This window comes from Micrococcus sp. KT16, from assembly GCF_003315015.1.
Taxonomy (GTDB): Bacteria; Actinomycetota; Actinomycetes; order Actinomycetales; family Micrococcaceae; genus Micrococcus; species Micrococcus luteus.
Genome location: NZ_QNRG01000001.1, coordinates 283,219 through 294,824, shown reverse-complemented (window position 1 = coordinate 294,824; position 11,606 = coordinate 283,219). Strand labels below are relative to the sequence as shown.

The window sequence follows — 11,606 nt, the reverse complement described above, 5'->3', positions numbered from 1 at the left end:
TGGTAGCGACGTTTTCACGAGCGAAAGTGTTCCTGGGAGAGGTCAGGGGGTGGGGGCGTCCGGATCGTCGGCGTCGGGCTCCTCGCCCCGCTCACGACGACGGCGCAACTCCTCCTCGCGGGCCTTCAGCTCGGCGTCACGCCGGTCCAGCTCCTGCTCACGCTCGGCCTGGCGCCGCTGGACGCGGAGGCTGCGCAGGAACGCCTCGTCGTCGTCGGGGGCGCCGGGGCCGCGGGGCGCCGGACGCGCCGTGCCGCGGGCCACGCGGGCGCGGCCCAGCACGAGCCACAGCAGCGGGCCCACGAGGGGGAGCAGGACCACGACGGCCACCCAGCCCCACTTCGGCAGGCTGCGCACCTCGTGGGCGGGGGTCATGAGGGCCTCGAATAGCGCGTACAGCGTGAGGCCCACGAGGACGATCGCGGCGGGGATGATGTAACGGCCCATCCTTCCAGTCTAGGCGGGGGCGGAGCCGGTCTCGGCTCCGCCCCGGGCGAAGGCCCGCGGAACCGGCGGGCGTCCAGGGGGCGACGGCGGCCCTCGGCGGGCGTCCAGGCACCGCTCGTAGAATGGGCCGGTGCGCATTCTCTACTACGGGCTGCTCCGCGTGGCCCTTTTCTTCGTCCTCTGGTGGGTCGGCCTGCAGCTCGGCCTCGGCATGGTCATGGCCACCCTGGCCGCCGCGATCCTGACGTTCGCCGTCAGCTACCTGTTCCTCGGCCGCCTGCGTCGGGGCGCCACCCAGGACCTGTCCGCCGCGTGGGAGGGCCGCCCCGGCCGCCGCGGCCGCACCGAGGCCGCCGACGCCGAGGCCGAGGACGCCTACACGCAGGGCCGCTTCCGCGAGTGAGCCCCGGGGCCCGCGGTGCGGGCGCTCAGAGCAGGACGCCGAGGGTGAAGGTCAGCGCGTAGACGATCCCGATCACGCCGGTCGCGCGCAGCACCGGGATCAGTGCCCGGCGGTCCTGGGCGCGCAGCACGGTGCGGACGGGCCGGATCGCCAGCAGGCCGCCGAGCGGCACCAGCAGCAGCCACGGGTGCACGGCCACCCAGAACAGCGGCAGCAGCAGGGCGACGGCGAGCATGACGCCGTAGGAGGCCCGCGCGGGGCCGTCGCCGAGGCGGGCCGCCAGGGTCATCTTGCCCACGGCCCGGTCCGTGGGGATGTCCCGGATGTTGTTGGCCATCAGCAGGGCCGTGGAGATGAGGCCGCAGCCGATCGCGCCGGCCCACGCCAGGCCGCTGACCTGGCCGGCCTGCGTGTAGGTGGTGCCGAGCACGGCCACCAGGCCGAAGAACACGAACACGAACACCTCGCCCAGGCCCAGGTAGCCGTAGGGCTTCTTGCCGCCCGTGTAGTACCAGGCGGCCACCACGCAGGCGACGCCGACCAGCAGGAACCACCAGTGCCCCGAGAGCAGGATGAGCCCCAGGCCGGCCAGCCCGGCGAGACCGAAGGACGCGAAGGCCGCCTGCTTCACCTGGGCCGCGGGCACGAGCCCGGAGACGGTGAGCCGGAAGGGGCCGACGCGCTCGTCGTCGGTGCCGCGGATCCCGTCCGAGTAGTCGTTGGCGTAGTTCACGCCCACCTGCAGGGCGAGCGAGACCACGAGGGCCAGCAGGGCCGCGCCGAGGTGGAAGCGGCCGAGCTCCGCGGCGGCGGCCGAACCGACGATCACGGGGGCGATCGCCATGGGCAGCGTGCGCGGGCGCGCGGCGGCGACCCACTGAGAGAGCGTGGCGGCCATGGGCGGGGGTTCCTCCTGGGGAGCGGGGTGGGCAGCGGCGCGCGGCGGGCCGGGTCGACGGCGGCGCGCGGCCGGGGCCCGACGTCGGCCGGGCCCGGGTCATTCTCCCACGCGGGCGGGGCGACGCTCAGCCGGTGGTGAACCGGGCGGCCAGGGCCTGCCGGTCGGTCTTGCCGGTGGAGAGCAGGGGCAGGGCGTCGAGGACGAGCCACGTCTTGGGCGCCGCGGCCGCACCCAGCGCCTCGCGCACGTGGGCGCGCAGGACGGCCTCGTCGGGGGCCGCGGCCGGGTGGGCGGGCACGACGGCGGCGCACAGCCGGGCGCCCCACTCGGGATCCGGCACGCCGGCCACGTGGGCCGCCGCGACGCCCGGGTGCGCCTCGAGCACCGCGGTCACCGCCGCCGCGGACACCTTCACCCCGCCCGTGATGACGACGTCGTCCAGGCGACCGGTCACGGCCAGCCGCACGCCGCCGTCGTCGGTGGGGGAGAGCACGCCCGTGTCCTCGGTCAGGAAGGCGCGGGCGCCGTCCGCGGCGGTGACGAAGTGGGCGGCGGTGCGGGCGGGGTCGTCGAGGTAGCCGGCCGCCACCATGGGCCCGGCCAGGCGCACGCGCGGCGGGGCGTCGGGGTCGTCCGGGGCCACCGCGGCGGTGACGCCGGGCAACGGGACGCCGTCGTAGACGCAGCCGCCGCACGTCTCGGCCATGCCGTAGGTGGCGGTGAGGCGCACCCCCGCCGCCTCGGCCGCGGCCCGCAGCGCGGGATCGAGCCGGGCGCCGCCCACGAGCACGCGGTCGAAGGAGCGCAGGGCCGCCCGCCCGGCCGGGTCGGCGTCGGCGGCGAGGAGGCGGGCGAGCTGGGTGGGGACGAGGGAGACGAGCCGGGGGCCGGCGTTGTCGGGCAGGGCGGCCGCCCCGGTGGCGAACGCCGCGGGCGTGAACGGGCCCGGGGGCAGGGCCACGGGTGCGGTCCCGGCCGCGATCGAGCGGGAGAGCACGGCGAGCCCGGCCACGTAGTGCACGCCGAGGGCCAGCAGCCACGCCCCCTCGCCGCCGAGCCGCCGGGCCGTGGCCGCGGCCGAGGCGCGCAGGGCCGCGCCGGTCAGGACGATCTGCTTCGGCGTGCCCGTGGACCCGGAGGTGCGCACCACGGCGACGGCGTCCGGGTCGCCGCAGCGGCGCGGGTCGCGGGCCTCGGGTCGGGGGAGCGCGGCGCCGTCGGCGGTCAGCTCGACGGGGGCGCCGCCGTCGAAGGCCGCGGCGAGGGCGTCCGTGGCGCGGGCGAGGGCATCGGCGGTGGCGGGCATGGCCCCGAGTGTAGGAGGCCCGACGGTCGGACGGATCCGCCCGGCCGGTCAGAGCATGAACGGCACGGTGGCGATCTTGACCACCATGATCAGCGCGAACAGCTGGGCGTACCCCTCGGTCACGCGGGCGTCGGTGGACCGGGAGAGCGCGTAGTCCAGGATCGCCGGCTGGCCCGTGATGCCCGCCAGCGCCCCGTAGGTGCGATCCACGGACTGCCCCAGCAGCCGTGCCGCGGCGATGAGCAGGGCCGCGGTCAGCGCGGTGAGCACGGCGGACATCAGGATGGCCAGCCCGCCGACCCGGGTGAACACCGTCTCGATGAACGCCGGGCCGGCGGCCAGGCCCACCACGCCCAGGAAGAGCATGAGGCCGAACTGCCGCAGCGTCAGCGCGATCTCCGTGGACGGCTCCCACACCGTGGGTCCCGTTCGGCCGATCGCACCGAGGGCGAGGCCGACGAGGATGCACCCGGCCGCCGGGCCGAGGGAGAAGGAGGCCCCGCCCGGAAGCGGGATCGTCACCATGCCCAGCAGGTAGCCCAGCGCCATGCCCGTGCCCAGGGAGATCCAGTCCAGGTTCGAGAGCCCGCGGGTCGAGTTGCCGAAGAAGTCGCGCACCGCCTCCATCCGCGGCGCGGTGGTCACGATGAGCACCCGGTCGCCGACCTTGAGCTCGGTCTGCGGGGTGGCCAGCGACTCGACGTCGTCGCGCCGCAGCCGGGCGACGTCGGTGCCGAAGCGCTCGCGCAGGGACAGCGTGCCCAGGCGGAGATCGGCCAGGGCGCGGGCCGTGACGATGACCATGGAGGTCTGCAGCGGGTTCATCACCCGCGCCGGGTCGGCGCCGGTGCGGCGGCCGAAGGCCTCCACGGCCGCGTCGATGTTCTGCTCCGTGCCGTCCAGGACGACCTCGTCCCCGGGTTCGATCCGGTCGGCGGAGCCGGCGATCCGGGCCACGCCGCCGTGGCGCAGCGCCACCACGCGCACCAGCCCCTCGGAGATCCCGGGGATCTCCCGCACGGCGATCGCGGAGGTGGCGACCGCAGCGGTGAAGCGCAGCTTGCCGTCGGTCACCGGCGCCGGATCGCGTGGGGAACTGCTCCACGGGCGGGCGGCGAGCAGGGTGATCGCGATGATGGTGCCGACCACGCCCACCAGGTAGGACAGCCCGTAGCCCACGGCCGGGGCCTGCCCGCCGGTGAGCTGGTTCGCCAGCGCCATCGCCGGCGTCGCGGTGAGCGAACCCGTCCACACGCCGATCGCCGTCGGCAGGTCCAGGTTGAGCAGCGCGGCCAGCGGGTGCACCGTGAAGGCGGTGAGGATCACCACGACGACGGCGGCCAGCATCAGGGGCAGGTTGCGGCGCAGGTCCCGGAAGAACACCTTGCCGGCGCCGAGCCCGATCAGGTAGGCGAACAGGGCCAGGCCGAAGCTCTGGAACAGGGCCAGCCGGTCGCCGACGTCGGGCAGCACCGCCCCGACGAGCAGGCCCACGAACAGTGCTCCCGAGGCGCCGAGGCGGATCTTGCCCAGGGGGATGGTGCCGACGGCGGCGCCCAGGGCGACGGTGGCCATGAGGACGAGGATGGGCTGGTCGTTGAGCAGTGCGAGCATGGGCGGGTCCCCGTCCTGCCGTGGTGGTCGGTCAGAAGTGGTACGGGAAGGCGGACCAGTCCGGGTCGCGCTTCTGCAGGAACGCGTCCCGGCCCTCCACGGCCTCGTCCGTCATGTAGGCCATGCGCGTGGCCTCGCCGGCGAAGACCTGCTGGCCGGCCATGCCGTCGTCGGGAAGGTTGAACGCGAACTTGAGCATGCGCAGGGCCTGCGGGGACTGACGGTTGATGTCCGCGGCGTACTCGAGGGCGACCTCCTCGAGGCGCTCGTGGTCCACGGCCTCGTTGACGGCGCCCATGGCCACCATCTCCTCGGCCGAGTACTCGCGCGCCGTGAAGAAGATCTCGCGGGCGCGCTTCTGGCCCACCTGCCGGGCGAGCAGGGCCGAGCCGTAGCCGGCGTCGAAGGAGCCCACGGTGGCGTCCGTCTGCTTGAACTTCCCGTGCTCGCGGGAGGCGAGGGTGAGGTCCGCGACCACGTGCAGCGAGTGGCCGCCGCCGGCCGCCCAGCCGTTCACGACGGCGATGATCGCCTTGGGGGAGGTGCGCATCAGGCGCTGGACCTCGAGGATGTGGAGGCGTCCGGCGCGGGCCGGGTCGATGGTCTCGGCCGTCTCCCCCTCGGCGTAGCGGTAGCCGTCGCGGCCGCGGATGCGCTGGTCCCCGCCGGAGCAGAACGCGTGGCCGCCGTCCTTGGGGGAGGGGCTGTTGCCGGTGAGGAGCACCGTGCCCACGTCCGGGGTCATGCGGGCGTGGTCGAGAGCGCGGTAGAGCTCGTCCACGGTACCGGGGCGGAACGCGTTGCGGACCTCGGGGCGGTCGAAGGCGATGCGCACCGTCGGCAGGTCGCGCACCCAGCGGCCGTCGGCGTCGCGCTCCACCTGGCGGTGGTAGGTCAGGTCCTCGAAGTCGAAGCCCTCGACCACGCGCCAGCGCACGGGGTCGAAGAGGTCGGAGACCTGCTCGGGGAGGCGGTCACGGTCCAGGCGGTGCTGCTCGCTCATGCCCAGAACAGTACCGGCGGCCCGCCACCCCGCGCCTTCGTTCGGGAAACGGGAGCCCCCAGCGGCGCTCTCGTTCGAGGAACGGGAGCTCAGCCGCGCAGCATCCTCGGCACCGGAACGGCCCTTCTCAGGGACTGAAGAGCGCTGAGAAGGGTCATATTGGTGCCACGGCGCCTCTCGGCCCCGCCCCTCACCCCCAGCCCGCCGGCCCCGCCGACCCGGCCGGGTACTCGTCCAGCGGCACCTCCTCGGCCTCCCACGCGGCGAGCACCGGCGCCAGGATCCGCCAGCACTCCTCGGCGGCGTCGCCGCGCACGCTCAGCAGCGTCTGCCCGGTGAGGATGCCGCGCAGCACCTCCCCGTAGGCGTCCACCTGCTCCTCGCCCAGGTCGGCGGCGAGGGTGCGCCGCTCGGCGTCGAACGGGGTGTCGGCCCCGTCCACGGCGAGCTCGATCCGCACCTCGCGCGGGTCCAGGCCCACCACGATCCGGTCCCGGCCCTCCGCGGGCGAGAGGCCCTCCGGCACGTCCTCGGGCGCCCGCAGGGTCAGCGCCACCTCCCACCGCTTCCGGCCCAGCGCCTTGCCGGAGCGCAGCCGGAACGGCACGCCGCGCCACCGCTCGGTGTCCACGGCGAGGGTGACCTCGGCCAGCGTCTCGGTCCGCAGCCCGGGGTCCACGCCCTCCTCCTCCGCGTAGGCGGGGATCCGCTCGCCGTCCACCTCGCCGGCGGTGTAGCGGGCGCGGCGGGAGGCGGCCACGGGGTCGTCCTGCCACACCCGGGTGGCGCGCAGGACCTCGACGACGGCGTCGTGCAGTTCCTGCGGACGCAGCCGCTCCGGCGGCTCGAGCGCCGCCATGGCCAGCACCTGCAGCAGGTGCGACTGGACCATGTCCTTTAGCGCGCCGGTGCCGTCGTAGAACTCGGCGCGCCCCTCGAGCGCGATCGTCTCGTCCACCACCACGTCGACCCGCTCCACGTCACGCCCGCCCCACACGCGCCCCAGCAGCCGGTTCGCGGTGCGCAGCCCGAGCAGCGCGGTGACCATGGACTCGCCCAGGAAGTGGTCCACGCGGAACACGCGGTCCTCCTCGACGACGTCGGCCAGCACCGCGTTGAGCTCGCGGGCGCTCTCCTCGTCCTCGCCGAACGGCTTCTCCAGGGCCAGGCGCAGCCCGTCCGGCAGGTCTTCCAAGCCGGCGAGCGCGCCCACGGCCTCCCGCGTGATGCCGGGGCCGAGGGCGAAGTACAGCACGGGCGCGGCGTCCGGGCCGGCGGCCTCGCGGGCCGTCTCGAACAGGGCGCGCAGGTCGTCGGCGTCCGTGGCGTCGGCGGTGTGCCACGCGGCGCGCGCGACGAGGTCCTCGACCTCGTCCTCGTCCAGGGCGGCGCCCGCGAGGCCCTCGCGCACGATCGAGCGCCACTCGTCCGTGCTGTGCTCGCTGTGGGAGGAGCCCACGAGCGTCACCCGCGGCAGGTCGTGGGCGGCCAGCGCACCGGCCAGGCCGGGCAGCAGCAGGCGCGAGGTGAGGTCACCGGTGGCGCCCAGGATGATCAGGGCGACATCGTCGCGGTCGGCGGGGGAGGTCATGGGTGTCCTTCGGCGTCGGCGGCGGGCGGTCCCGGCCAGTCTCCCGTCGGCCCGCCGATCCAGTCCATGCGTGCCCGTCCATGCGTGCCCGTCCATGCCCGCCGGGCCGGGCGCGGCCTCAGCCCTGGCCCGCCGCGCGTCGCGGATGATGGACTGGAGGGCATGACCACGACGACCCCCCGCCGCCCGCCGCTCATCGAGGACCACGCGTACCTGTCCAACCAGCACTCGGGGGCGCTCGTCACCCGCGAGGGGGACGTGACGTGGCTGTGCCTGCCCCGGTTCGACGCCCCGTCCGTATTCACCTCCCTGCTGGGCGAGCCGGAGCACGGGCAGTGGAGCCTGCGGATCGCCGACGGCGAGGTCGTGGAGCGCGCCTACCTGCCCGGCACGCTCGTGCTGCGCACGCGCTGGCGCGGCCCCGAGGGGGAGGCGGAGGTCCTCGAGTTCATGCCGCTGACCAGCCATCGCGGCTCCGGCGTGGCGGTGGACGACGACGGCGGCGCGCTCGCCTCGACGGGCGAGGGCGAACAGGCCCGGGCGGACCTGGTGCGGCTCGTGCGCTGCACCGCCGGCCGCGTGAGCGTGGAGCAGCGGCTCCACGTCCGGCTGGACTACGGCGAGGTGACCCCGTGGGTGTCCCGGCAGACCGACCCGGCGGGGGAGTCCTTCCTCGCGGTGGTCGCCGGCGGCGACGCCCTGGCCGTGCACGGGCCGGACCTGAGCCCGGACGGGCTGAGCCACCGCGGCAGCACCCCGCTGGAGGAGGGCGGGTCCGCCGCATGGACGCTCGCCTGGTACCCCTCGTGGTTCATGGCGCCGGCCGCCCCGAACGCGGAGCGGGCCCTCGAGGCCACCGTGGCCGGCTGGGTGGAGTGGCTGGGCGAGCTGGAGGCCACCGGCCCGCGCGCCGACCGGGTGGCCCGCTCCCTGCTGGTGCTCAAGGGCCTGACCCACCGGGACACGGGCGGCATCGTGGCCGCCCCCACCGCGAGCCTGCCGGAGGACATCGGGGGCGTGCGCAACTGGGACTACCGCTACGTGTGGCTGCGGGACACCGCCCTCACCCTCGAGGCGCTCATGGCCCACAACCACACGGAGGACGCCAAGGCCTGGCGGGACTGGCTGCTGCGCGCGATCGCCGGCGACCCGCAGGACGTGCAGATCATGTACACGCTCTCCGGCGGGCGCCGCATGCCCGAGCGGGACCTCGAGCACCTGCCCGGCTACGAGGGCTCGCGCCCCGTGCACGTGGGCAACGGGGCCGCGGACCAGTGGCAGGCGGACGTGATCGGCACGGTGATGCTCGCCCTCGGGAAGCTGCGGGACGCGGGCGTGGGGGAGGACCCGTGGTCCTGGACGCTGCAGAAGCGGCTCGTGGAGCGCCTGCTGGCGCACCGGGACACGAAGGAGCACGGCCTGTGGGAGATGCGGGGCGAGCCCGCGTTCTTCACGCACGGCCGCGTGATGATGTGGGCCGCCCTGGACCAGGCCCTGCACGCCGCCCGGGACCACGGGCTGCCGGCCCGCGACGACGAGCTCGAGGCCTGGGAGCGGGCGCGGGAGGAGCTGCGGGAGGAGATCCTCACCGAGGGCGTGGACGAGGACGGCGCCTTCCGGCAGACCTACGGCTCCACGGAGACGGACGCCTCCCTGCTGCAGATCCCCCACACCGGCTTCGTGCCCCACGACGATCCGCACATGCTCGCCACGGTGGCCCGCGTGGAGGAGGACCTCGTCACCCAGACCGGCCTGGTGATGCGGTACCGCGCCACCGGCATGGACGGGCTGCCGGGCGAGGAGGCGCCGTTCATCATGTGCGCCTTCTGGCTCGTGGAGCAGTACGCCCGATCCGGCCGCGTCGAGGACGCGGAGCGCCTCATGGCCCGCCTGGACGACTGTGCCAACGACCTGCTGCTCATGGCCGAGGAGTACGACGACGAGCTGGACCGGATGGCGGGCAACTTCCCGCAGGCGTTCTCCCACCTGGGCCTGATCCGCGCCGTGGACGCCCTGGAGGACGCCCGCGGCGCGGCCGAGGCTTGACCGTCCGCCCCGTCAGTCCAGCCGCTCGACGGCCCCCAGCGCCGTGAGCAGGAACGCGTACTCCCACGCGGTGTCCTCCCAGCCCTGGTACCGGCCGGAGGCGCCCCCGTGCCCACCGTCCATCTCGGTGCGCAGCAGCACGGGCGCGCCGCCGTCGGCCAGCGGCCTCGCCTGGTCCGAGGTGACGGTGCGGCGCAGCTGCGCCACCCACTTGGCGGGCTCCACGTAGAGCACGCGGGTGTCGTGCAGGCTGGTGACCGCGGCGATCGCCGGGTAGTCCACCGCCCGCACGTTCTCGTACGGGGTGTAGGCGCGCATGGCCTCGTACACGGCCGCGTCCTCGATCGGGTTGCCCCACTCCTCCCACTCGAGCGCGGACAGCGGCAGCTCCGGGTCGAGGATGGTGGTGAGCGCATCCACGAACGGCACCACCGCCAGGCACGCCCGGTACAGCTCCGGCGCGAGGTTCAGTACCGCGCCCATGAGCAGGCCGCCGGCCGAGCCGCCCATGCAGGCCACACGCGCCGGGTCCGCCCAGCCGAGGTCCACGAGGTGCCGGGTGGCGTCCACGAAGTCCGTGAAGGAGTGCCGCTTGGCCAGCTTCTTGCCGTCCTCGTACCAGCGCCGGCCCAGTTCGCCGCCGCCGCGCACGTGCGCGACCGCGAACACCACGCCCCGGTCCAGCAGGGACAGCCGGGCCACACCCAGCACGGGGTCCATGGACATCTCGTAGGAGCCGTAGCCGTACACCACGCACGGGGCCGTCCCGTCCGGCTTCACGTCGCGGCGCCGGATCACGGTGACGGGGATCCGCACGTCCTCCCCGGTCACCGACGACGGCTCGGACGCCGGCGCCCACACGCGCTCGGCCACGTAGTCGGCCGGGTCGTAGCCGGGCACCTCCGTCTCGCGGCGCAGGTGCACCTCGCCTGTCGCCGCCGAGACGTCCAGCACGCGCGCGGGCGTGATCCAGGACGTGTAGGCCAGCCGCAGGAACGGGGACTCGGCCGCCGTCGCGGACAGATGGCACGCGTAGAGCTCCTCGTCGAACGCGGGCTCGCGCCAGTGCGCGGCCTGCCCGGCCAGCACGGCGTCCAGTTCGGTGACGACGACGCGCGGGGTCGTCTCCCGGCGCACGGCCAGGGCGGCGTGGGTCAGGGTGACCATGACACCGTCGACCTTCACGTCCTCGCGGTGCGGGACGACCGTGCGCCAGGCGCCGCGGTCGGCGACGTCCGCCTCGGCGACCACCGAGAGCATCCCGTTGGGCGCGGCGACGGGGGCGCCGTCGTCGTCCAGGGCGCGGTCGTGGACCACGAGCAGCCGGCGGACGCCGTCGGCGTCGGTGACGGGCTCGACGTCGGCGAGCATCCGCCACGCGCGGGGGATCAGCACGCGCGGGGCGGGCAGGGGTGCGGCGGGGTCCTCCGGCAGGTCGACCACGAGGGTCTCGGAGACCTCCGAGTTGCCGACGCCGATCAGCAGCTGGGTGCGGTCGGCCACGCCCTCGAAGCCGGTCCACATGCCCGGGTCGGCCTCCTCGTGCAGGATCACGTCCTCGGCCGGGTCGGTGCCGAGCACGTGGGCCTTGACCTGGTACGGCCGCCACGAGTCGTCCCACACGGTGTAGAACACGCGGGTGCCCGAGCGGTCGAAGCGGACGCCGTGGGCCACGTTCTCGACCGCGTCCGGCAGGTCCTCGCCCGTGGCGATCTCGCGCACGCGCAGGGTGAAGCGCTCGTCGCCGGTGTGGTCCACGGCGTAGGCCACCCGGGTGGCGTCCGGGCTGATGTGCAGGCCGCCGAGCGCGAAGAACGGGTGGCCCTCGGCCTCGGCGTTGCCGTCCAGGATCACCTGCTCGCCCGGCAGGGCGGCGTCCGGGGTGATGACGGGCGGGGTCCAGTCGGCCTCGAGGTCGCCGGTGTCGCGTGCGGGCACGCGGCAGTGGATCGGGTACTCGGCGCCCTCGCGGGTGCGCACGAAGTACCACCACCCGTCCCGGCGGGCGGGCACGGAGCGGTCCGTCTCCACCGTGCGGGCCTTGATCTCGCCGACGATCGCCTCGCGCAGCGGCGCCTGGTCCGCGGTCACGGCCTCGGTGTACGCGTTCTCGGCGGCCAGGTGCTCGAGCACGCGGGGCTCCGCCTTGCCGCGCAGCCACTCGAAGTCGTCCTGGAACGTGTGGCCGTGGTGGCGGCGGGTCACGGGCTCGGCGCAGGCGGACGGCGGGACGGGGGCGTGCGACGTGGTCTGGGGCATGCGGCCCATCCCATCACGCCGCGCGGGGCGGGGCCG

Annotated in this window: 9 protein-coding genes; 2 read left to right on the top strand and 7 right to left on the bottom strand. The window is 75.1% G+C overall.

All coding sequences use genetic code 11. The annotated features are described in order from the left end of the window. Positions 1-42: 42 nt before the first annotated feature. Positions 43-447, bottom strand: a complete 405-nt coding sequence (locus DE149_RS01395; RefSeq protein ID WP_113913823.1) for a PLDc N-terminal domain-containing protein — start codon at positions 445-447, stop codon at positions 43-45. A 130-nt stretch (positions 448-577) separates the two neighbouring features. Between DE149_RS01395 and DE149_RS01390 the strand changes: the two genes are divergently transcribed. Then, positions 578-850, top strand: coding sequence for a DUF4229 domain-containing protein (locus DE149_RS01390; protein ID WP_113913822.1), 273 nt, complete (start codon positions 578-580; stop codon positions 848-850). Between the two features lie 25 nt (positions 851-875). Here DE149_RS01390 and DE149_RS01385 read toward each other — a convergent pair whose 3' ends face one another. The 5 genes from DE149_RS01385 to DE149_RS01365 form a co-directional block, all read right to left on the bottom strand. Then, the gene (locus DE149_RS01385; protein WP_113913821.1) at positions 876-1,748 is read right to left on the bottom strand and encodes a 1,4-dihydroxy-2-naphthoate polyprenyltransferase; all 873 of its coding nucleotides are present in this window, start codon (positions 1,746-1,748) and stop codon (positions 876-878) included. Between the two features lie 127 nt (positions 1,749-1,875). Next, positions 1,876-3,057, bottom strand: a complete 1,182-nt coding sequence (locus DE149_RS01380) for an AMP-binding protein (RefSeq protein WP_113913820.1) — start codon at positions 3,055-3,057, stop codon at positions 1,876-1,878. Positions 3,058-3,105: 48 nt separating this feature from the next. Further along, entirely contained in the window at positions 3,106-4,671 is a 1,566-nt protein-coding gene (locus DE149_RS01375; RefSeq protein ID WP_113913819.1) for a TrkA C-terminal domain-containing protein, read from the bottom strand. Between the two features lie 31 nt (positions 4,672-4,702). Further along, a complete protein-coding gene (locus DE149_RS01370; RefSeq protein ID WP_113913818.1) occupies positions 4,703-5,674 on the bottom strand; it encodes a 1,4-dihydroxy-2-naphthoyl-CoA synthase in 972 nt (323 codons plus the stop codon). Between the two features lie 190 nt (positions 5,675-5,864). Further along, positions 5,865-7,265 carry a glucose-6-phosphate dehydrogenase gene (locus DE149_RS01365; RefSeq protein WP_010080320.1) on the bottom strand — a complete coding sequence of 467 codons (1,401 nt, stop codon included), beginning with the start codon at positions 7,263-7,265 and terminating at the stop codon, positions 5,865-5,867. A 162-nt stretch (positions 7,266-7,427) separates the two neighbouring features. Between DE149_RS01365 and DE149_RS01360 the strand changes: the two genes are divergently transcribed. Beyond that, positions 7,428-9,311 carry a glycoside hydrolase family 15 protein gene (locus DE149_RS01360; protein WP_010080321.1) on the top strand — a complete coding sequence of 628 codons (1,884 nt, stop codon included), beginning with the start codon at positions 7,428-7,430 and terminating at the stop codon, positions 9,309-9,311. A 12-nt stretch (positions 9,312-9,323) separates the two neighbouring features. Here DE149_RS01360 and DE149_RS01355 read toward each other — a convergent pair whose 3' ends face one another. Beyond that, positions 9,324-11,570 carry a S9 family peptidase gene (locus DE149_RS01355; RefSeq protein ID WP_113913867.1) on the bottom strand — a complete coding sequence of 749 codons (2,247 nt, stop codon included), beginning with the start codon at positions 11,568-11,570 and terminating at the stop codon, positions 9,324-9,326. Positions 11,571-11,606 lie beyond the last annotated feature (36 nt).

Excerpts from the sequence above, each read along its gene's own strand:
- DE149_RS01380 (WP_113913820.1), bottom strand. The coding sequence starts at position 3,057 with ATGCCCGCCACCGCCGATGCCCTCGCCCGCGCCACGGACGCCCTCGCC.
- DE149_RS01375 (WP_113913819.1), bottom strand. The coding sequence starts at position 4,671 with ATGCTCGCACTGCTCAACGACCAGCCCATCCTCGTCCTCATGGCCACC.
- DE149_RS01385 (WP_113913821.1), bottom strand. The coding sequence starts at position 1,748 with ATGGCCGCCACGCTCTCTCAGTGGGTCGCCGCCGCGCGCCCGCGCACG.
- DE149_RS01360 (WP_010080321.1), top strand. The coding sequence starts at position 7,428 with ATGACCACGACGACCCCCCGCCGCCCGCCGCTCATCGAGGACCACGCG.
- DE149_RS01395 (WP_113913823.1), bottom strand. The coding sequence starts at position 447 with ATGGGCCGTTACATCATCCCCGCCGCGATCGTCCTCGTGGGCCTCACG.
- DE149_RS01355 (WP_113913867.1), bottom strand. The coding sequence starts at position 11,570 with ATGCCCCAGACCACGTCGCACGCCCCCGTCCCGCCGTCCGCCTGCGCC.
- DE149_RS01365 (WP_010080320.1), bottom strand. The coding sequence starts at position 7,265 with ATGACCTCCCCCGCCGACCGCGACGATGTCGCCCTGATCATCCTGGGC.
- DE149_RS01370 (WP_113913818.1), bottom strand. The coding sequence starts at position 5,674 with ATGAGCGAGCAGCACCGCCTGGACCGTGACCGCCTCCCCGAGCAGGTC.